The organism is Kutzneria sp. NPDC052558 (assembly GCF_044547355.1).
Taxonomy (GTDB): domain Bacteria; phylum Actinomycetota; class Actinomycetes; order Mycobacteriales; family Pseudonocardiaceae; genus Kutzneria.
This window is the reverse complement of sequence record NZ_JBIUAG010000038.1, coordinates 57491-75809: the sequence shown is the minus strand read 5'-3', so window position 1 is coordinate 75809 and position 18319 is coordinate 57491. Positions and strand designations below refer to the sequence as shown.

The 18319-nt window shown below is 69.4% G+C and carries 23 protein-coding genes and 1 riboswitch; of the genes, 6 read left to right on the top strand and 17 right to left on the bottom strand.

From position 1 onward, the window contains the following. Nucleotide 1: 1 nt before the first annotated feature. Entirely contained in the window at nucleotides 2-418 is a 417-nt protein-coding gene (locus tag ACIG5F_RS42105) for a VOC family protein (protein WP_396525824.1), read from the bottom strand. Next, entirely contained in the window at nucleotides 415-1317 is a 903-nt protein-coding gene (locus ACIG5F_RS42100; RefSeq protein ID WP_396525823.1) for an NmrA family NAD(P)-binding protein, read from the bottom strand. Before ACIG5F_RS42100 ends, ACIG5F_RS42105 begins: the two co-directional genes overlap by 4 nt. A gap of 82 nt (nucleotides 1318-1399) precedes the next feature. On the opposite strand from ACIG5F_RS42100, the gene ACIG5F_RS42095 reads away from it, so the two are divergent. Continuing rightward, nucleotides 1400-2338, top strand: coding sequence for a cupin domain-containing protein (locus tag ACIG5F_RS42095; protein WP_396525822.1), 939 nt, complete (start codon nucleotides 1400-1402; stop codon nucleotides 2336-2338). A 4-nt stretch (nucleotides 2339-2342) separates the two neighbouring features. Here the strand turns inward: ACIG5F_RS42095 and ACIG5F_RS42090 are convergent, their stop codons facing one another. The 6 genes from ACIG5F_RS42090 to ACIG5F_RS42065 all read right to left on the bottom strand — a co-directional run bounded on the left by ACIG5F_RS42090 (nucleotide 2343) and on the right by ACIG5F_RS42065 (nucleotide 8903). After that, nucleotides 2343-3251: an alpha/beta fold hydrolase gene (locus ACIG5F_RS42090; protein WP_396525821.1), complete on the bottom strand. Its 909-nt coding sequence runs from the start codon at nucleotides 3249-3251 to the stop codon at nucleotides 2343-2345. A gap of 10 nt (nucleotides 3252-3261) precedes the next feature. Then, entirely contained in the window at nucleotides 3262-3969 is a 708-nt protein-coding gene (locus ACIG5F_RS42085; RefSeq protein WP_396525820.1) for a TetR/AcrR family transcriptional regulator, read from the bottom strand. Between the two features lie 29 nt (nucleotides 3970-3998). After that, the gene (locus ACIG5F_RS42080) at nucleotides 3999-5216 is read right to left on the bottom strand and encodes an FAD-dependent monooxygenase (protein ID WP_396525818.1); all 1218 of its coding nucleotides are present in this window, start codon (nucleotides 5214-5216) and stop codon (nucleotides 3999-4001) included. 86 nt (nucleotides 5217-5302) lie between these two features. Further along, complete coding sequence (locus ACIG5F_RS42075) at nucleotides 5303-6331, bottom strand: ABC transporter ATP-binding protein (RefSeq protein ID WP_396525817.1); 1029 nt, start codon at nucleotides 6329-6331, stop codon at nucleotides 5303-5305. Next, on the bottom strand, nucleotides 6331-7908 hold the full coding sequence (locus ACIG5F_RS42070; RefSeq protein ID WP_396525815.1) for an ABC transporter permease: 1578 nt from the start codon (nucleotides 7906-7908) through the stop codon (nucleotides 6331-6333). The genes ACIG5F_RS42075 and ACIG5F_RS42070 overlap by 1 nt, the downstream gene beginning before the upstream one ends. Next, nucleotides 7884-8903 carry a thiamine ABC transporter substrate binding subunit gene (locus ACIG5F_RS42065; protein WP_396525855.1) on the bottom strand — a complete coding sequence of 340 codons (1020 nt, stop codon included), beginning with the start codon at nucleotides 8901-8903 and terminating at the stop codon, nucleotides 7884-7886. The genes ACIG5F_RS42070 and ACIG5F_RS42065 overlap by 25 nt, the downstream gene beginning before the upstream one ends. A 55-nt stretch (nucleotides 8904-8958) precedes the next feature. Beyond that, nucleotides 8959-9070: riboswitch (TPP riboswitch) on the bottom strand. A gap of 44 nt (nucleotides 9071-9114) precedes the next feature. On the opposite strand from ACIG5F_RS42065, the gene ACIG5F_RS42060 reads away from it, so the two are divergent. Beyond that, entirely contained in the window at nucleotides 9115-9420 is a 306-nt protein-coding gene (locus ACIG5F_RS42060) for a 4a-hydroxytetrahydrobiopterin dehydratase (protein WP_396525813.1), read from the top strand. Here ACIG5F_RS42060 and ACIG5F_RS42055 read toward each other — a convergent pair. Continuing rightward, a complete protein-coding gene (locus ACIG5F_RS42055) occupies nucleotides 9405-9890 on the bottom strand; it encodes a general stress protein (RefSeq protein WP_396525812.1) in 486 nt (161 codons plus the stop codon). The two genes, ACIG5F_RS42060 and ACIG5F_RS42055, sit on opposite strands and share 16 nt — an antisense overlap. A 253-nt stretch (nucleotides 9891-10143) precedes the next feature. Here ACIG5F_RS42055 and ACIG5F_RS42050 point away from each other — a divergent pair, with 253 nt between their 5' ends. Both ACIG5F_RS42050 and ACIG5F_RS42045 read left to right on the top strand, forming a co-directional pair. After that, nucleotides 10144-10368 carry a hypothetical protein gene (locus tag ACIG5F_RS42050; protein WP_396525810.1) on the top strand — a complete coding sequence of 75 codons (225 nt, stop codon included), beginning with the start codon at nucleotides 10144-10146 and terminating at the stop codon, nucleotides 10366-10368. 45 nt (nucleotides 10369-10413) lie between these two features. Beyond that, nucleotides 10414-11001 (top strand): Uma2 family endonuclease, encoded by a 588-nt coding sequence (locus tag ACIG5F_RS42045; RefSeq protein WP_396525808.1) that lies wholly within the window; start codon nucleotides 10414-10416, stop codon nucleotides 10999-11001. Here ACIG5F_RS42045 and ACIG5F_RS42040 read toward each other — a convergent pair. From ACIG5F_RS42040 to ychF, 8 genes are all read right to left on the bottom strand, one after another. Then, complete coding sequence (locus tag ACIG5F_RS42040; RefSeq protein WP_396525806.1) at nucleotides 10982-11482, bottom strand: GNAT family N-acetyltransferase; 501 nt, start codon at nucleotides 11480-11482, stop codon at nucleotides 10982-10984. The two genes, ACIG5F_RS42045 and ACIG5F_RS42040, sit on opposite strands and share 20 nt — an antisense overlap. 156 nt (nucleotides 11483-11638) lie before the next feature. Continuing rightward, nucleotides 11639-12049 (bottom strand): hypothetical protein, encoded by a 411-nt coding sequence (locus ACIG5F_RS42035; RefSeq protein WP_396525804.1) that lies wholly within the window; start codon nucleotides 12047-12049, stop codon nucleotides 11639-11641. A 4-nt stretch (nucleotides 12050-12053) separates the two neighbouring features. Next, nucleotides 12054-12299, bottom strand: coding sequence for a DUF397 domain-containing protein (locus ACIG5F_RS42030; RefSeq protein WP_396525802.1), 246 nt, complete (start codon nucleotides 12297-12299; stop codon nucleotides 12054-12056). Nucleotides 12300-12781: 482 nt separating this feature from the next. Further along, on the bottom strand, nucleotides 12782-13048 hold the full coding sequence (locus ACIG5F_RS42025; RefSeq protein WP_396525801.1) for a hypothetical protein: 267 nt from the start codon (nucleotides 13046-13048) through the stop codon (nucleotides 12782-12784). 152 nt (nucleotides 13049-13200) lie between these two features. Further along, nucleotides 13201-14058, bottom strand: a complete 858-nt coding sequence (locus ACIG5F_RS42020) for a helix-turn-helix domain-containing protein (RefSeq protein WP_396525799.1) — start codon at nucleotides 14056-14058, stop codon at nucleotides 13201-13203. Then, nucleotides 14042-14551 (bottom strand): DUF6879 family protein, encoded by a 510-nt coding sequence (locus ACIG5F_RS42015; protein ID WP_396525798.1) that lies wholly within the window; start codon nucleotides 14549-14551, stop codon nucleotides 14042-14044. Before ACIG5F_RS42015 ends, ACIG5F_RS42020 begins: the two co-directional genes overlap by 17 nt. After that, nucleotides 14535-14738 (bottom strand): hypothetical protein, encoded by a 204-nt coding sequence (locus ACIG5F_RS42010; protein ID WP_396525796.1) that lies wholly within the window; start codon nucleotides 14736-14738, stop codon nucleotides 14535-14537. The genes ACIG5F_RS42015 and ACIG5F_RS42010 overlap by 17 nt, the downstream gene beginning before the upstream one ends. A gap of 348 nt (nucleotides 14739-15086) precedes the next feature. Beyond that, nucleotides 15087-16166 (bottom strand): redox-regulated ATPase YchF, encoded by a 1080-nt coding sequence (gene ychF, locus ACIG5F_RS42005; RefSeq protein ID WP_396525795.1) that lies wholly within the window; start codon nucleotides 16164-16166, stop codon nucleotides 15087-15089. 80 nt (nucleotides 16167-16246) lie between these two features. On the opposite strand from ychF, the gene ACIG5F_RS42000 reads away from it, so the two are divergent. Both ACIG5F_RS42000 and ACIG5F_RS41995 read left to right on the top strand, forming a co-directional pair. Continuing rightward, nucleotides 16247-17725, top strand: coding sequence for an AlkA N-terminal domain-containing protein (locus ACIG5F_RS42000; protein WP_396525794.1), 1479 nt, complete (start codon nucleotides 16247-16249; stop codon nucleotides 17723-17725). After that, nucleotides 17722-18318, top strand: coding sequence for a methylated-DNA--[protein]-cysteine S-methyltransferase (locus ACIG5F_RS41995; protein ID WP_396525793.1), 597 nt, complete (start codon nucleotides 17722-17724; stop codon nucleotides 18316-18318). The genes ACIG5F_RS42000 and ACIG5F_RS41995 overlap by 4 nt, the downstream gene beginning before the upstream one ends. Nucleotide 18319: the final 1 nt, after the last annotated feature.

The window sequence follows — 18319 nt, the reverse complement described above, 5'->3', positions numbered from 1 at the left end:
CTCAGGCCGGACGCGGCGGGTTCGTGCTCTTGTTGACGATTTCGAGCCGGTTGCCGTTGAAGTCGGCCACGTTCGCGGCGTAGTAACCGGGCCCGAAATGCGGGCGAGGGCCCGAACCGCCGTCGTCGCGCCAGCCGGCCGTGAGGGCGGCGGCGTGGGCGGCGTCGACCTCGGCCGGGCTGTCGGCGGCGAGACCGAGATAGAGACCGGTCTCGCCCGGTTGCCGCCGGCGTAGCCAGACGCTGCTGCCGACGGCCCGGCCCGACCCGTAGACCCGGTCCCCGAAGCCGAAGAGATCGGGGCCCGCGCCCGAGTCGTAGCCACCGAGTTCTCGCCACCCCAGCGACTCGAGCACCGCGGCGTAGAGGGCTCGCGAGCGGGCGACATCGCTCACGGAGAGATAGACGTGGTCGATCATCGGACAGTCCCCTCGGATTCGGCCGCCACCCGCCAGGCCTGGGCGTTTCGCTGTGCGAACGCACGGAAACTCGTGGCCGGCCGGCCCGTGACCTTCTCGATGTCGCCGGTGGGTGCGGCGCCGTTGCCGGTGATGATGGCGCCGGTGAGCCACCTCAGCATCGCGGCGTAGTCGGCGGGGACGCCCACGGCCAGAGCGCCGCCGATCCATGCCTCCTGGTCGATGTCGCGGTAGACGATATGACGATTGCTCACCTCGGCGATGATGTCCGCGACCTCGCCGAAGGTGAGGGCCTGCGGCCCGGTGAGCGAATAGGTGGCGCCGGCGTGCGCTTCGGGATCGAGCAGCGTCTCGGCGGCGACCGCCGCGATGTCACCCGCCGACACGAACGCCTCCCGGCCGCCGCCGCTCGGCGCCGTGATCACGCCGTCGACGACCGGGAGGTGGTCGTCGAGGAAGTTCTCCATCACCCAGGCCGGGCGCAGGATCGAGTGCGTGATCGCCGGCCGGGCCGCGAGTCCGGCCTCGACGGCCGCGATGTCGATCCCCGCCGGGGCCCGGTCGGCGTTGTGGGCGCTCAGAAACGTCACGTGCCGCACGCCGGCCGCCTCGGCCAGATCCAGGAAGCCGGCGACCTGGTCGGCGTACCTGACGCGCAGGACCGGTGTCACCAGGTAGAGGCGGTCGACGCCGGCCAGCGCGTCGGGATGGGTTGCCGGGTCGTCCCAGTCGAACCGGACGTCGCCGCCGCGGCGGGCGGCGGTGCGGGTGGCGATGCCGCGCCGGGCGAGTGCGTCGGCCAGCAGCGAGCCGGTGCGGCCGGTGCCGCCCAGGATGAGCGCGGTAGAGGAGTTGTTGTGCACGGCTCCATGGTTGAGGCTCGAGGCGAGAGGATCCATGCGTGCCCCGCTCGATTTTTTACGCGAAACTCTTCGGCTGCGCGCTTGACTCACCCGTCGGTCCCCGCCCAGCCTGATGCCCGTGGACCTGCTTTCCGACCACTTGATCCGGGCCCGCGCCACCGGCGCGGTGTTCGCCCGCACGGTCGCCGAGCCGCCGTGGGGACTGCGGCTGGGCCCGTCGATCCACCTCTCGCTGCACACGGTCGTCCGCGGTCGGGGCTACCTGTGGTTCGACCGGCCCGCCGACGCCGTGGAACTCGTGCCGGGAGACGTCACGCTGGTGCGCGGCGGGCCGATCCACCACATCGGGCACGAGCCAGGGGCCGAATGCCTTGAGCCGGCGGAGTTCCGGGCCCGCCACGGCCGGGCCGGCCCCGAGGACAGCCCCCGCGCCACGGTGTTCCTCTGCGGCGCCTACCAGTTCTCCGGCGACGTCGGCAGCGGAGTGCTCGAGGCACTGCCCCCGGTGACGACCCTGTCGTCCACGATCGACGACCCGGTCCGGGAAGTGATCACGCTGTTGTCCCGCGAGCTGCTCCGCACCGAGCCCGCCCAACAGATCATGCTGGACCGCCTGCTGGATCTGCTTCTCGTGCTCGCCATCCGCAGCGACCTGCGCGACAGCGCGGCCGCGCCGCGCTGGTACCGCGCCTCGTCGGACCCGCGGCTGGGCGCCGCGCTCCAGGCCGTGCACGAGAATCCGGCCCACCCGTGGACGGTTCCCGAACTCGCCGCGATCAGCGGGCTGTCCCGGGCCGCCTTCGCGCGGGTGTTCCGGGAGGCGCTCGGCCAGGCCCCGATGCAGTACCTGACCGAATGGCGGATGACGCTGGCCCGCGACCACCTGCGCGGCGACGATCTCACCCTGACCCAGGTCGCCGACGCCGTCGGCTACGGCTCGCCCTTCGCGTTCGCCGCGGCCTTCCGCCGCCACCACGGGGATCCGCCCGGAACCTGGCGGCAGCGGGAACGAGCGGCCGCGCAGGCGCGACTACTCACCACCCACGCTGATTCCTGACGGCTCAGCGCAGGAAGTCCAGCAGCGCCTCGGTGACCACCTCGGGGCGTTCCTGCTGCGTCCAGTGGCCGGCGCCGGGGACGTCGACGACGCCACGCAGGTTGGGCACGATGGCGCGGGCGGCGTCGTCCATGGGGTAGAAGGAGCGCACGCCGTCCTCCTCACCGCTGATGTAGAGCGACGGCGGAGTGATGGGGGCGTCCTGCCAGGCGGCGGTGAGCTCCCAGTTGCGGTCGAGGTTGCGGTACCAGTTCAGGCCGCCGGTGAAGCCGCTGGCGGTGAACTGGTCGACGAAGACGGCCAGGTCGTCGGCGGTGAGCCAGGACGGGAGCGTCTCCGGTTCGGCGATCCCGCCGAGGAAACCCGGGTCGGGCTCGGCTTTGCGGACACCGGCGTAGGTCAGCCGCAGCGTGGCGGCGATGTCCTTGTTCAGCTCGGCGTCGGCGACGCCGGGCTGCTGGAAGTAGTTCTGGTAGAAGCCTTCGCCGAACCGCTCGCGGGTGAGGGTCAGCGGCGGCCGGGAACCGCGGGGCAGCGGCGGCACGCTGATGCCGACGACGCCGCGGACGACGTCGGGGCGCATCAGGGCGGTCTGCCAGGCGACCATGGATCCCCAGTCGTGGCCGACGACAACGGCCTGCTGCTCGCCGAGTTCGCGGATCAGCCCGACCACGTCGCCGACCAGGTGGAAGATCGAGTACTGGTCGATGCCCTCGGGACGGCCGGAGCCGCTGTAGCCGCGCTGGTCGGGGGCGACGACGCGGTAGCCGGCGGCGGCGATGGCCGGGATCTGGCGCCGCCAGGAGTACGAGGTCTCCGGGAAGCCGTGCAGCAGCACGACGAGCGGACCCGAGCCCTGCTCGGTGATGTGCAGGTCGATGCCGTTCACGCGGACAAAACGTTGGTGCGGCACGGAATTCTCCTCAGTGAGGTTTGCCGATGGACTCCAGCAGCGCCTCGCGCTTGGCCGCCATCACGGCCAGTGCCGCGTCGGCGGTGGCCCGAATGTCCTCGGGGGTGGGGGTTTCCGGTCCGAGCAGGGCGGTCGTGGCGGCGGCCAGCACCCGGATCGGATCGTCGACAGTCACGGAGCTGAGCACCGGGTGCTTGGTGGCCACGGCCAGAAAACCCGACAGCAATGCGTGCAGGGCGTAGGCCTGCTCGTCCAGCGGCCAGTCGGTGCGGGCGAGATTGTGCTGGCGCCACACCGGAAGCGCGGCGAACATCACTCCTCCCGGACCGAGGTCCTCGCGGAGCCTGGTGCTGCGGGGATGTGTGGTGAGCGCGCCGAGCAGGTCCTCGTCCTCGGTCTGCAACGCGTGGACGAACGGTCGCTCGACCGAGGTCCGGACGACCAGCGGCAGCAGCCGACTGGGCCGGCAGACGTCGGGATCGTCGGCGATCACGACGCCGACCTCGTCGAGCATGGCCAGGAAGTCGCGGGCGAACAGGCCGACCAGCAGGTCCTCACGGGTGCTCCAGTGCAGGTACACGGTGCCCTTGGCGACATGCGCCCGCTCCGCGATCTCCGCGATGGTCAGGCCCTTGACCCCGCGCTTTAGCACCAGCTCCCGCGCCGCGGCCAGAATGCGCCCCGCGCTGCCCGATTCCTGCTCCGCCAGTGCCGCCATGGTCGTCCTCCCGTCGCGCCGGACTGGGATTATGCCCGCGCGTAGTCGATTTCCTTCATGCGCCCGGACTTGTTGTGGGTGCGCACGAACTTCAGCAGGCTGGACACCAGGGGCATGGTCATGCCCTTCGCCATCACCCGGCGCACGCTGATCTGCTTGCGGTTGGGCGTGAAGATCGCCTGCATCTGTACCCCCATCTGCTGGTAGTAGTGCACGTACGGCCGCAGCCGGCGCTCCCACTCGGCCAGCGCCCGCGGCACGTCGTCGAACCGGCCGAGCATGGTGCCCAGCAGGTCCGCGCCGGCCAGCCCGGCCGACACGCCCATGCCGGCGTACAGCGTCACGCACCACGCCGAGTCCCCGACCAGCACGACCCGGCCTCGGTGCCAGCGATCCATGTGCACCTGCTCGACCGAGTCGAACAGCAGCTCGTCGGTGGCCTCCAACGCCTCCAGCGCCGCGCCGAGCACGTCGCCGGTCGGCTCGGGTCCGAACGCCTTGCGCACGCGCACCGCGGGCGGCTCGGTGAACTCGCCGTCCACATCGTCGGTCTGGTAGCTCATCAGGACCGTCGGCGCGTGGTCGGCGAACGGGAACACCCACAGCGACCGGTCGTCCTCCAGCAGCGTGCAGCCGTCCTGCTCGGCGAGGTCGCCGAGGCCGCCGGGCAGCTCGAAGGCGGCGATCATGTAGTTCAGCCGGCGCAGGTAGCGCGAGTCCGGCCCGAACGCCAGCTTGCGGACCGTGGAGCGCAGGCCGTCGGCCCCGACGACCAGGTCGTACCGCTCGGTGACGGTGGTGCCGTTGACGGTGTCGGCCAGCGTGACGGTGACGCCGTCGTCGTCCTGTTCGATCGCGGTCGGCACGGTGGAGTAGCGGACCTCCACGTCGTCGGGCAGCGCCTCGAACGCGGCCTGCTCGACATCGCCGCGCAGCATCATCCACGGCTCGCCGGGGAGGTCGCGGAACCCGAAGCCGCGCCGCCACGGGCCGAAGCGGTCGATGTCGTGGTTGACGCCGTCGTACGCGGTCCGGTCGTGCAGCCGCTCCAGGATGCCGAGCCGCTCGGCCGGCGCCTTGCCCGCGCCGAACAGGCCGACGAAGTAGCCGCCGGAGCGCCGCCGCGGCGCCTTCTCGATCAGCACCGGCTGCCAGCCGGCCCGCTTGAGCCCCAGTGCCGTCCCGATGCCGCTGATGCCGAGCCCGACGACAAGAGCCCGGCGGCCTGGTTGCGTCCTCGTGGTCATATCTTCACGGTAGACCAACTGACCAAATTCGTCATTCCGTCTATTCTGTTAAGCGCGTCACACCCACTGGCGAGCTTTGGGGCAGGTCAGCGGCCAGTCAGGGCGATGCCGTCGGCGTCGAGGGCGAGCCGGATGGCGTCGCCCGGCTCGGGCGCGCCGGCCACCGGGGCGACAGCCTCGACCGGGTCGGTCGGCACGCCGTCGCCGCTGAGCCGCACCAGCAACCGGGCGTGGTCACGCCGGTGCAGGCGCTGCACGACCTCGCCGTGCACGACGCCGCCCGGATCCGTGCGCAGCGCATTGGCCCGCAGGCCGAGCAGCACGGTGCCGTCGCCGGCCCCGGGCAGGGCGATCGCGCCGAGCGAACTGGTCACCAGGTCATGGTCGGCCCGCGCCGGCACGAACGTGGTGCAGCCGAGGAAGCCGGCGACCACGTCGTCGGCCGGCCGCCGCCACACCTCGTCCGGCGGCCCGACCTGGCGAATCCGCCCGGCCTGCATGAGCGCGACCCGGTCGGCCAGCGTGAATGCCTCGTCGTGATCATGAGTCACGACCAACGCGGTGGTGCCGGTCGCCCGCAGCAGCGCCGCGAGGTCGACGGCGAGCTGCTCCCGCAGGGCACGGTCCAAAGCGGACAGTGGCTCGTCCAGCAACAGCAGACGGGGCTTGGGGGCCAGGGCCCGCGCCAGCGCCACCCGCTGCTGTTCGCCGCCGGACAGCTCCGTCACCCGCCGTTCGCCGTATCCCTTGAGGCCGACCAGTTCCAGCAGCTCGTCGACGCGCTTGGCCCGCTCGCTCCGGTCGACGTGGTGCATGCGCAGGCCGAACGCCACGTTCGCGGCGACATCCTTGTGCGGGAACAGCTGCCCGTCCTGGAACACCAGCCCGAAGTCACGCCGGTGCACGGCGACACCGGCCAGATCGACGCCGTCCCAACGGATCCGGCCGGCGGCCGGCCGCTCCAGGCCGGCGACCGCGCGCAGCAGCGTCGACTTCCCGCAGCCCGAGGGCCCGAGCAGCGCCACGACCTCGCCGTCGGCGACGGTCAGGTCCGCTTCGGACACCGCGGCGATCGAGCCGTAGCGCACGGACAGGCCTTGCAGTTCCAGCGCCATCAGAACTCCCCTACCGCCGGCGTCAACCGTTCGATCAGCACGACCGCGAGCACGGTGACCACCATCAGCACCACGCACGCCGCGTACGCCATCTCGTTGTTCAGCTCGCCGGGGCGGGCGATCAGCCGCGCGATCGCCACCGGCAGCGTCGGCGCGTCCGGCCGCGCCAGGAAACTCGTCGCGCCGAACTCGCCCAGCGCCACCACGTAACCGAAGCCGGCCGCGGCGATCAGCGACCGCCCGGCCAGGGCCAGGTCGACCTCGCGCCACACCCGGAACGGGCCCGCGCCGAGCGTGCCGGCGGCCTGCCGCAGCCGCTCGTCGATGGCCCGCAGCACCGGCAACACCGTCCGCACGATCAGCGGCGTGATCACCAGGGCCTGCGCGAACGGCACCAGCAACGGCGATGTGCGCAGGTCGAAGGGCAGATCCCCGAGCGTGACGAGGTAGCCGAACCCGACCGTCACCGCCGACACGCCCAGCGGCAGCATCAGCGCCAGGTCCAGCGTCTCGCCCAACACCACACGGCCCCGCCGCAGCTGCGAGAGCACCACGGCCGCGGTCACCCCGAGCACCATCGCCAGGATCGTGGCGTCGGTCGCGGCCCGGATCGAGTTCCAGGCCGCCTCCCAGGCCGACACCTCCAAAGTGCCGGCGACACCCGTGCCGGACAGCGCCCGCCAACCGTCCATTGTGGTCAGAGAGTGGGCGACGAGGCCGACGATCGGGACCAGCAAAGCGATGACCACCAGCAGCGCGGCCCCGACCACGGCCCACTCGCCGCCGACCGGCCGGCGCGCCGTCTCGAACCGTCCGCGCAGCCGCAGCGCCGTCTCACGGCGTCGGCGCGCGACCGCCCCGATCACCAGCACCGCGACGACCGCGACCACTTGCAGGATCGACAACGCCGCCGCGCCGGGCAGATCGAACAGATCCACCGTACGGAGGTAGATCTCGGTCTCCAGGGTCCGGTACCGGGCCCCGCCGAGCATCAGCACGACACCGAAACTGGTGGCGCAGAACAGAAACACCACTGCCGCCGCCGACCCGACGGCCGGCGCGATCGCCGGCAGCACCACCGACGTGAACGCCCGCCACCGTGACGCGCCCAACGCGCGGGCCGCCTCCTCCGCACGCCGATCCGTGTGCGCCCAGAGGCCGCCGACCGTCCGCGCCACCACGGCGACGTTGAAAAAGGCGTTGGCCAGCACGATCGAGAGCACGCCGCCGTCCGGCAGCAGCGACCGGAAGGCCAGGCCCACCACCACCGTCGGCAGCACGAACGGCACCAGCACCAGCGTGCGCACCACGCCCACGCCCGGCACCTCGCACCGGGCCAGGACGTAGGCCAACGGCATGCCGGCCAGGACCGCCACCAGCGTCGCGGCGGCGGCCTGACCCAGCGTGAACGCCACCAGCCGCCAGGTGTCGGCGCTGGCCAGGATCTCCGTCACGCCGCTGCCGCCCAGGCCGATGCCGACGATCGACACCACCGGCCAGGCGAAGAACAGGCCCAGGAAACCGAGCGGAACCAGGGCCAGCAGCGGCAGAACTAGCCTTGCAGCAGCGTTCGGCACTGCTGGACCCACTTCTCCCGGTTCGCGTCCACCTGGTCGGCCGGCAGCTGCGCCGGCGCGTCCGGCAGCGGCGCCGCCTTCTTCCAGGTGTCCGGCAGCGACACGTCCGACCGGGACGGGTAGACGTACATGCTGCTGGGCACCTGCTGCTGGAACTTCTGGGAGACCAGGAAGTCCAGCACCTTCTGAGCGTCACTCGGGTTCTTGGCCCCGGCCAGCACGCCCGCGTACTCGACCTGGCGGTAGCAGGTGTTCAGCAGCGCCCTGGTGTTGACCTTGCCGTCCTGGCCGATCTCGTCGGCCGGCGAGGACGCGTAGGACACCACGATCGGGCGCGGGCCCCGGCCCGACGAGCCGGAGAAGTCCTGGCTGTAGGCCTCCTCCCAGCCGGCGTCGACCTTGACGTCGTTGGCCTTGAGCCGGGACCAGAAGTCCGGCCAGCCGTCCGGGCCGAACTGCTTGACCGTGCCCAGCAGGAAGGCCAGGCCCGGCGAGGAGGTGGACGGGTCCTCGACCACCGTCTGGCCCCGGTACCTCGGGTCGGCCAGGTCGGCGTAGCCGGTCGGGACCGGCAGCTGGTGGGCCGCGTACCAGGCCGTGTCCACGTTCAGGCACACGTCGCCGACGTCGATCGCCGTCAGCCGGTGCGAGTCGTCGAACTGGTAGCGCTGCGGGCCCGTGTTCGCGTCCGGGCTGCTGTAGGCCGCGAAGACCCCCGCCGACACCGCCCGGGAGGCGAAGGTGCTGTCCACGCCGTAGGCGATGTCGCCGATCGGGTTGGCCTTGGTCAGCACCAGCTTGTTGGTCAGGGCGCCCGCGTCGCCGTTCATGCTGACCTTGACCGTGATGCCCGAGGTCTTCTGGAAATCCTCCCAGAGGGTCTTGTCGACCGCCCAGGAGTCGTGGGTGACCAGCGTGACCGTGTGCGGGCTCGCCGTCGTGTCACCGCCGCCGACCAGCGAACATCCCGCCAGGGTCGTGGTGGCCAGCGCCATCGCGGCCAGCCGTGCCGTCCTGCCCAAACTCTCCTCCAGGTGACCTCGTCGCGCGAGGTCGCCCGTAGTGCCTCCCTCCACCGGCATGACCCGGATCAGGTGCTTACGGTCGAGAGCTCGCCCGCTCTCCTCTCAGCCCGGATCACCGGACTCCCGTGGCTCACCCGGAGCTTACGCTGCGTTCCGGCGGGGTCGGGACCACCATGGACACATGGCGGAATTGCTCACGGACGACCAGGTGACCGAGGCGCTGGGACGGCTGGCCCAGTGGCGGCAGGACGGCGCCGCGCTCGTTCGCACAGTGGACCTGGCCAGCTTCTCGGCGGCGATCCAGGCGGTGGTGCGGGTGGCCGAGATCGCCGAGAACGACAACCACCATCCCGACATCGACATCCGCTGGCGGACCCTGACCTTCCGGTGCGCGACGCACAGCGCCGGCGGCGTCACGTCCTTGGACGTCACGCTCGCCGGCGAGATCGACGGGGTGCTGGAGGTGCTCGGTCAGCCGAGCGAGTAGAGCAGGTTGCGGCCGGCCTCCGCGTTGCGGGGCTGGCACAGCACGTCGTAGCGGCGCGCCACCAGCTGGCTCTGCGACACGAAGTCGCGCTTGCCCCTGGTCGACGCGTAGCTCATCGCCGCGAAGATCATGCTGGCGCCCACGCCGCCGACCAGGCCGATGGCGATCGGCAGCCAGCCGCCGCCCACCGTGAACAGCGACAGCAGGATGCCCACGAACAGTCCGAACCAGGCCCCGCTGGCCGCGGCCGCGCCGAGCACCCGGCCCCAGGTCAGCCGGCCCGTGACCCGCTCAACCAGCATCGGCTCCGCGCCCACGATGGTGATGTCCTGCACCGGGAACTCCCGGTCGGCCAGGAAGTCCACCGCCCGCTGCGCCTGCTCGTAGGTGTCGTAGGAACCGATCGGCCAGCCGGTGGGCGGAGTGGGCAGCGCCGAAGCCGCCCCGTTGTTGGCGAATGCAGTGGTCATGATGGCCCTCCTTGTCGGCCTTACACCCCTTTCAACGCCGAGCCCACCTCGCTTCGTGCCGCGTTCCCCAACTCCACAGGCGAATCTCAGGATCCGCCCCGCCACCGTCGCCCGGCCACCCATCGGGCGGCGCCCGTCCGTCTCATCGAACCGCGCGCCCCGTCACCCGTCCGGGTTGTGACCTGCACGACCCGGGCAACGTTCCCCCGCTCTCGCGCGTCGTCTGTGGTGAAGCCGTACAAGGGGATTCGAAGTGATCAAGTTCTTTCGCACCGCAGCCGCCACCGCCGCCGCCATCGTGCTCGCCGTCCTGTTCGCCGTGCAGGCCCAAGCCGCCGCACCCGCTCCTGCGCAGGCCGTCCAGTCCTCCCAGGGCTACGGCGACCTGATCGTCGCCGGCCTGGCCGGCCTGCTCATCCTGGCCGCCGCCTTCGGCGTGATCATCTACGCCGCCCGGCACCGCGACTCCGAGCAGTGAGCGACCGTGTCGGGGCTCCCCTGAGCCCCGACACACCGGCTACCGTTGACGCATGACCGCGCTACCGGACTGGATGCGCCCTCCACGTCCACAGGGTTGGCACTCCGACGATCTGGACCATGTCGCCGAACTCCCGCCCACACCGAACTGTGCGACGGTTACTTCGTCTTCCGACTGTTCCCGCAGCGGCTGTGGCACAGCCTGGTCGTCCAGTCGCTGACTACGGCTCTGGCTGCTCAGGCCCCGGCGTCGGTCGAGGTCGATCGCCAGGTCACCGTGCGCCTCGACAAGTGGACCCGGTTCGAGCCGGACATCATCGCGACCAAGGTTCCCCACGCACGGGACCGGACCGCATTCGAACCGGCTGATGTCGCGCTTGTGGTGGAGGTGACGTCGCCGGAGTCCGGGCACCGCGATCGAACGGTCAAGCTGCGCAAGTACGCGGAGGCGTCGATCAAGCACTACTGGCTGATCGAGGAAGAGGACGGCCAGCCGGTTGTGCACGTCCATGAGCTGGACACGCCCACCAGGACCTACGTGCCGGCTGTCGTCTTCCGGGGCAGCCTTGAACGGCCCGTGCCGTTTCCGGTCGGCATCGACCTCACCACGCTGTTCAATCCGAAGAATCGCTGAGGTCCAGCCACATCACGTGGAGGCCGACGTGGCCGTGGTCGGGGTGGTCGAAGGCGGCGGGGACGGTGCCGATGGTGCGGAAGCCCAGCGAGTGCCAGAGGGTGACGGCGGTGGTGTTGGTCTCGACGACGGCGTTGAACTGGATGGCGCGGTAGCCAGCGGAGCGGCACGAGTCGATGACGTGGAGGCCGAGGGCGCGGCCGATGCCGTGGCGGCGGTGCTCGGGGTTGACCATGAAGCTGGCGGTGGCGACATGGGAGCCCCGGCCGGGACGGTTGGGGCCCATCTTGGCGCTGCCGAGGATGTGGGGACCGTCGACGGCGACGACAGTGCGGCCGGGAGGGGTCTCCATCCACCAGCCACGGGCCTGCTCAAGGGTGAGACCGTCGGGATAGGCGTAGGTCCGCCCCTCGGCGACGATCTGGGCGAAGAACGGGTAGATCAGGGGCCAGTCACGGTCCTCGGCGTCACGGATCAGCACGGCCGCAACCGTAAACGCGGATGGGCGGCGCGGGCCAGCGATTAGGCCCCACCACAGAACCTCCGTTGTGGCACAACCGAAGAAGCCTCCTCCCTTGTGGACAGTTCACAGGGAGGAGGCTCGTCGCTGTGGGCAAGGAACAACATCGGCCATGCGTCACGGCGGAGCCGGGCATGGGATGCTCGACTCAAGCTTGTTCGGGCAGCAGATGATCATGATGCTGTGGAACCGGCCGCCGACCACCCAGAAGCCCCACACCTTGTCAACGCCGCTGTCGAGCACCCGCGCGCCGTCCGCGAGCCGCTCCGCCGTGTCCGGCGCTGGAAACACCGCCGACTCTGGACGCAGCAACGGCGGCAGTGTGCCGTACTCGCCAGCAAACCAGGCCATCGCGTCCGCTGCGCTGGTGAACGTCCCCCGCACGTGGCTCAGGGCCTTCAGCAGGCCGTGACGGGTCGCCAGCGGTGGAAGGTCGGAGGTGCGGAACGTCGGCGTTTCCGTCCGACGCTCCGCATCCTTCAACTCCGTGCCGTGCACGTTGAACACGTAGCCGTGCCAGTGCGGCACGCTCCTACTGGGTGAACCCACGAGTGGCCACATACTGACTGATGAACGCGTCCACCTCAGCGGAGGTGAACCGCAACGGCGGCAGGTCCGGACGCTTGCTGTCACCGAGCGCCATCGCGCCGTCCGTGCCGGGGATGAGCGCCAACGTCACGCACGATTCGTTGGTGTCGTCGCTCTGGTCACCTGTGTTGCCACCGCACAGCCGCACGGCGACCACGCCGCTCAGGTCGATGTCATACAAGTCCCGCATCATGTATTCCCCCTTCAGTCGTCGTCTTCTTCGATTCCCCAGCGCTCCTCTTGGCGCTGGATTTCCTCGCCAGTGCTAGTCATCGCTGCTCGCCTCGGACTCCTTCGGCTCGGGTTGGATAACGTCGTCATAGATAGCGGCGCTTCGCTCGATTGCCATGTTCATCTCCCGCCTTGCCGACGCTTTCGCGCATCACGCCACCAGCGGTAAGCCCCTACGGCGGCGAACACGGTGGTTCCCAGCGCGACGAGACCGAGGATTCCGAACACGGTCAGCGCCTGTCCGTTCGCAAGGTCAGACATGTCAACTGCTGTCTTCCGGCGCGGCCGCCTGCCGCTGACCGGGAACATGAACCGACTCGGGCAGGCCGCTGAGGCATTGACAGCCTGGCTGGCATTGGGACCGCATCCACCGGACACACGAGGCGCGTCGCTGACGCGCTTGGGCGTACTGCTCCTGTCCGTAGTCAGTGTGCGGCATCGTCAGCGCCCGATCCCCTCACCGTGCGCGGTGAGGACCATCGGCCATTCTTCGACTTCGGCGACCACTTCAGCAAATGACCCTGACACCTCTTCGGTGACGGTGCCGTTGACGGATCGCACGGCTTGCGCCTGTTCCGGGCTGTGGACACGGATAGTGTCGTAGAGGTCCATGCGCTGACGGACGCACATGATGACCTGTGGGCCGTCGACGCCTTGCGGAGTGTGCGCCAGGAATCCCAGCATGAGCAGCCGGTAGAGCGGCGCCATGTCCTCTTCGTCAGACACAAGAAACCCTCTCCGCGCGTCGGTGGAGGGCTACGACGGAAGCGTCAGGAAGGCCGGCCGTCGGAGCCGCATCACCAATGTAGAAGAGGGTCACCGCCCGATGCGAGTTTTAGTCATGCACTCGAATAAACTCGCTAGTCGCAGCCTTGCATAAACTCGTCCGCTATCGACCGCAAGAAGTTGGTAGCATCATCACCGTGTAAGGCGAAGCTCAAGAAGTCATCGAACAAGTCGAGATGATATGCGATATCTTGCGGGTCACGCATGGCGACACCACCGGAGAAGAGTTCCGCCAAGACTAGGCGGTCATCGTAGATCGTGAAGATATTGAGCGGACCGTTGCTAATCATCCGACCGAGAGGGATGACGGAGATCTGCACGTTTGAGCGCTCAGCAAGCTTTGCCATGTGCAGACATTGACTAGCCATGACCGTTCTGGTGGCGTATTGCCATCTCACGGCTTGCTCTGTCATCAAAAATATGAACTGACGAGAAGTGTTCTCTAGAACCGCCTGGCGATCTAGCCGCGCCCGAAGCGCCTTGGCGACATCACGCTTGGGCGCACTGCGTATGGCGGGGGCTACGGCCAACTCGGCGTAACCAGGCACCTGGAGCAGGCCCGAAGGAATTGCAGGCAGAAAGTGGCGAACCATCTCGGACGATTCGGCAAGCGCCTTCAGTTGCGCTTGCCTCTTCCACATGCCAATACTCGCATACGTTCGCCATGAAACGTACTCAACGTTTGCGACGCGCGCCAGCTCAAGTAGCCCGTTCGCCACTTCTGGTGGAACATTGAGAGCTTTTAGGATTCGTTCAACATCAACGACCGATGGCGTACTCCTGCCGCGCTCGATGCGACTGATCTTTGCCTGAGACATAGCGCAACGCGCGGCCAGCCTCTCGCCAGAGAGACCGGCCGCCTTACGCAGTTTCCTTAGCGTCTCGGCTAGATCCCTGCGTTGTTGCTGCTGCCGGTCAGGTTCGATACTCACTGAACGGCACAGAATTCGTTAGGGCAACGTCGCGCCAGTGAATGTACTTGGATACGTCCGCCGAGTCGACCAGATCTCGATCGCGCATGGTGCCATCCGGATTGAAGTTGAGCGTAACGACTACCGAGTCGTCAAAGATCCAAAAATCCTGCTCGGGCAGGTCGAACATCCGGTCGGTCACGTCGACAATCCGATAGTCTTCACCTGCCGCCATATTGCCCGGTATGGACCATTCAAACAGCAGGAGCGTGTAATCCGTGAATGGCCGCTTTACGAGCTTTGCGCGCTGCATGGTCTTGCCTTTTGCCACGTTGGCTCGTACACGCTCATGCCACTGCCGCGAAAGCCCTTCAGGCTTCGGTTCACCAGCAAGGAACCTCGTGACTGATTCCGCTTCAGATGGAATCGTGTAAGTCTGATGGGTTTCGAGCCGGAACGCCGAACGCTCGAAGTTGTCGAGCAGTGAACGCAGGCCGCTACTGTCCAAGGGCACTCAGGGCCTCCCGAATGAGCGCCACCGGAAGCTCTACGGCCTGTTCTCCGGATCCAAGCTTCAGTCCGGCGGCCGCTGTGACCGTATCTCCTTGCAGCACAAGGGTTCCTCGATCGGAGAGGTACACGGTGGGACAGTCGTCTTCCTGACAGGTGCCAGCCAGCCTGGTCAGCTTCATCTCGGCCATTCGTAGCTCCTCACCTCTAGCGGTACCAAGCAAGCTACGCAGGGTCGCCAATGCCCAGCAAGGTCAACAACCGTCCTAGTCATGGCTTCGCATAAACCCGACCCGTACGCAGTAACCGCAGGTCAGGCACCCTACAGGGGGTGCACGCTCCACCCTCGGCACCGAACAGGACAGAGCACCCGTCACCTGGGGCAACGGGGGCTCTGCGGTCAGCGCCAAGTCAGCACAGGGCCGAAAACGACCGGGAAACCGCTGGAACCAACCGGCTTGACAGACCCGTTCGAATGCCCCCCGACCAGCGCATTTGACACTTCCAACCAGGAGCGCTATAAGCACACCAATTTGAGGCTAGACGTTGAACCTGAACTCGACCACGTCGCCGTCGGCCATCACATAGTCCTTGCCCTCCATGCGGGCCTTGCCGGCGGAGCGGGCGGCGGCGACGGAGCCGGCGGCGACGAGGTCGTCGTAGGAGATGACCTCGGCCTTGATGAAGCCGCGCTCGAAGTCGGTGTGGATGACGCCGGCGGCCTGGGGAGCGGTGGCGCCCTGGGGGATGGTCCAGGCGCGGGACTCCTTGGGCCCGGCGGTGAGGTAGGTCTGCAGGCCCAGGGTGTGGAAGCCGGCGCGAGCCAGGGCGTCGAGGCCGGGCTCGAGCTGTCCGATGGACTCCAGCAGCTCCCGGGCGGACTCGGCGTCGAGCTCGATGAGCTCGGACTCGACCTTGGCGTCGAGGAACACGGCGTCGGCGGGGGCGACGAGCTCGCGCAGCTCCTTCAGCCGGGCCTCGTCGGTGAGCACGCCCTCGTCGGCGTTGAACACGTACAGGAAGGGCTTGCCGGTCAGGAGGTTGAGCTCCTTGAGCAGCGCAACGTCCACTTCGGCCTGGGCCTGGAACAGGGTCCGGCCGGCGTCGAGGATCTCCTTGGCCTTGGCGGCGGCCTCGAAGGCGGGCCGCCGGTCCTTGTGCGTCCGGCCCTCCTTCTCCAGCCGCGGCAGCGCCTTCTCCAGGGTCTGCAGGTCGGCCAGGATGAGCTCGGTGTTGATCGTCTCGATGTCCGACGACGGGTCGACCCGGCCGTCCACGTGCACCACGTCCGGGTCGTCGAACACCCGGATGACCTGGCAGATGGCGTTGGCCTCGCGGATGTTGGCCAGGAACTTGTTGCCGAGCCCGGCGCCCTCGGAAGCGCCCTTGACGATGCCGGCGATGTCGACGAAGGACACGGTGGCCGGCACGATCTTCTCGGATTTGAACAGCTCGGCGAGCTTGTCCAGCCGCGGGTCGGGCAGCGCGACGACGCCCACGTTGGGCTCGATGGTGGCGAACGGATAGTTCGCGGCGAGCACGTCGTTGCGGGTCAGCGCGTTGAACAGGGTCGACTTGCCGACGTTGGGCAGACCGACGATGCCGAGGGTGAGACTCACGACGGAGCAGTCTACGCGGCCCGACGCTCGTGTCCGAAAACCGCCAGCCGGCGGCGGTCAACGCTGGCAGCATTCCTACCGTGCTCATCGATCCGGAACGCGCCTACCGTGCCGTCGCCTCCCGCGACGCGCGCTTCGACGGCCACTTCATCACCGCGGTGCGCACGACCGGCATCTACTGCCGGCCCTCCTGCCCCGCGGTGCGCCCGAAGCGGGAGAACGTGGAGTTCTACCTGACCGCAGCGGCCGCCCAGGCCGGCGGCTACCGGGCCTGCCGACGCTGCCTGCCGGACGCGGTCCCGGGCTCGCCGGACTGGAACGTGCGCGCCGACCTGGCGGCCCGGTCCATGCGGCTGATCGCCGACGGCGTGGTGGAGCGCGACGGCGTGCCGGGCCTGGCCCGCCGCCTCGGCTACTCGGAGCGGCACCTGACCCGGGTGCTGACGGCGGAGCTCGGCGCCCCGCCGCTGGCCCTGGCCCGGGCGCACCGGGCGCACTCGGCCCGGCTGCTGATCGAGAGCACCGACCTGCCGTTCTCGGACGTGGCGTTCGCGGCCGGCTTCGCCAGCATCCGCCAGTTCAACGACACGGTCCGGGCGGTGTTCGCGGTCACCCCGTCCCAGCTGCGGGACGGCGCGGCCAAGCGCAAGCACCAGCAGGCGACCCCGGGCGTCATCTCGCTGCGGCTGCCGTTCCGGCCGCCGATGGACGCGACGGGCGTGCTCGCGTTTCTCCAGGCCCGGGCGATCCCAGGGGTGGAGGAGGCGACCGAGGACAGCTACGCCCGCGCGCTGCGGCTGCCGCACGGCAGCGCGACCGTCCGGCTGACGCCGACCCCGCAGCACGTCGAATGCACCCTGCGCCTGACCGACCTGCGCGACCTGGGCAGCGCGGTCACCCGGGTGCGCCGCCTGTTCGACCTGGACGCCGACCCGATGGCCTGCGACGACCTGCTCGCGGCCGACCCGGACCTGGCGCCGTCGGTGGCGAAGACGCCGGGCATCCGCCTGCCGGGAGCCGTCGACGGCCCGGAGATCGTGCTGCGGGCCCTGCTCGGCCAGCAGGTGACGGTGGCCGCCGCCCGCACCGCGCTGGCCCGGCTCACCGAACGGCTCGGCGAGCCGCTCGAAGCCCCGGACGGCACGCTGACCAGGCTGTTCCCCACCCCCGAGGCGATCGCCAAGGAAGGCGCGTCGGTGCTGACCGGCCCACGCCGACGCATCGACACGGTGCTGGCCACCTGCGCGGCGCTGGCCGACGGCACGCTGACCGTCGACGTCGGCCGCGACCCGGAGGAGCTACGCGCCGAGCTCGAGGCCCTGCCCGGCATCGGGCCGTGGACCGCCGGCTACGTGCTGATGCGCGTGCTCGGCGCCCCCGACGTCCTGCTCACCACCGATGTGGCTCTGCTCAAGGGCGCGGCCAACCTCGGCCTGCCCTCGGACCCGGACGGCCTGGCGACCCGAGGCCGGGCCTGGCGACCCTGGCGCTCGTACGCCGGCATGCACCTGTGGCGGGCCGCCCACTCGACCCCACCGATCCCCAGGAGTTCGACGTGACCACCGCGTACTCGTCCACTGTGGACACCCCGATCGGGCCGTTCACCACGGTCGTCAACGCCGACGACGTCGTGCTGGCCTCGGGCTGGACCGCCGATCTCGGCGACCTGCTCCCGCAGGTGCAGCCGTCGCTACGGCCGACCGAGATCGAACCGAGGGCCGAGCTCGGCCACGTCACCAAGGCCGTCCGCGACTATCACGCGGGTCGACTGCTGGTGATCGACGACATCGAGGTGCTGCAACGGTCCGGCGAGTTCCGCGAGCACGCCTGGCGCGTGCTGCGCACCGTCCCGGCCGGCAAGCCGGTCAGCTATCGGGAGTACGCGGAGCTGGCCGGTCGACCTTCCGCGGTGCGGGCCGCCGCGGGGGCCTGCGCGCAGAACGCCGCGACGTTGTTCGTGCCCTGCCACCGTGTCCTGCGCACCGACGGCACGCTCGGCGGTTTCCGCTGGGGCTCGGAGATCAAGCGCTGGCTGCTCGACCACGAGAAGCCCGCTGCCAGAGGTCATGGGGAGGCTACATCCGGAAGTCCGGGCGAAGCCCGGGTCGGGGGTCTGGGGGGCGTCCCCCAGAAACAACCCAGGCTCGACTAGG

What these genes read in the sequence shown, in the direction of transcription:
- ACIG5F_RS42105 (WP_396525824.1), bottom strand. Translation starts at nt 418, where the DNA reads ATGATCGACCACGTCTATCTCTCCGTGAGCGATGTCGCCCGCTCGCGA.
- ACIG5F_RS42100 (WP_396525823.1), bottom strand. Translation starts at nt 1,317, where the DNA reads ATGGATCCTCTCGCCTCGAGCCTCAACCATGGAGCCGTGCACAACAAC.
- ACIG5F_RS42085 (WP_396525820.1), bottom strand. Translation starts at nt 3,969, where the DNA reads ATGGCGGCACTGGCGGAGCAGGAATCGGGCAGCGCGGGGCGCATTCTG.
- ACIG5F_RS42080 (WP_396525818.1), bottom strand. Translation starts at nt 5,216, where the DNA reads ATGACCACGAGGACGCAACCAGGCCGCCGGGCTCTTGTCGTCGGGCTC.
- ACIG5F_RS42075 (WP_396525817.1), bottom strand. Translation starts at nt 6,331, where the DNA reads ATGGCGCTGGAACTGCAAGGCCTGTCCGTGCGCTACGGCTCGATCGCC.
- ACIG5F_RS42065 (WP_396525855.1), bottom strand. Translation starts at nt 8,903, where the DNA reads ATGGCGCTGGCCACCACGACCCTGGCGGGATGTTCGCTGGTCGGCGGC.
- ACIG5F_RS42060 (WP_396525813.1), top strand. Translation starts at nt 9,115, where the DNA reads ATGGCGGAATTGCTCACGGACGACCAGGTGACCGAGGCGCTGGGACGG.
- ACIG5F_RS42055 (WP_396525812.1), bottom strand. Translation starts at nt 9,890, where the DNA reads ATGACCACTGCATTCGCCAACAACGGGGCGGCTTCGGCGCTGCCCACT.
- ACIG5F_RS42030 (WP_396525802.1), bottom strand. Translation starts at nt 12,299, where the DNA reads ATGCGGGACTTGTATGACATCGACCTGAGCGGCGTGGTCGCCGTGCGG.
- ACIG5F_RS42025 (WP_396525801.1), bottom strand. Translation starts at nt 13,048, where the DNA reads ATGGCGCCGCTCTACCGGCTGCTCATGCTGGGATTCCTGGCGCACACT.
- ACIG5F_RS42010 (WP_396525796.1), bottom strand. Translation starts at nt 14,738, where the DNA reads ATGGCCGAGATGAAGCTGACCAGGCTGGCTGGCACCTGTCAGGAAGAC.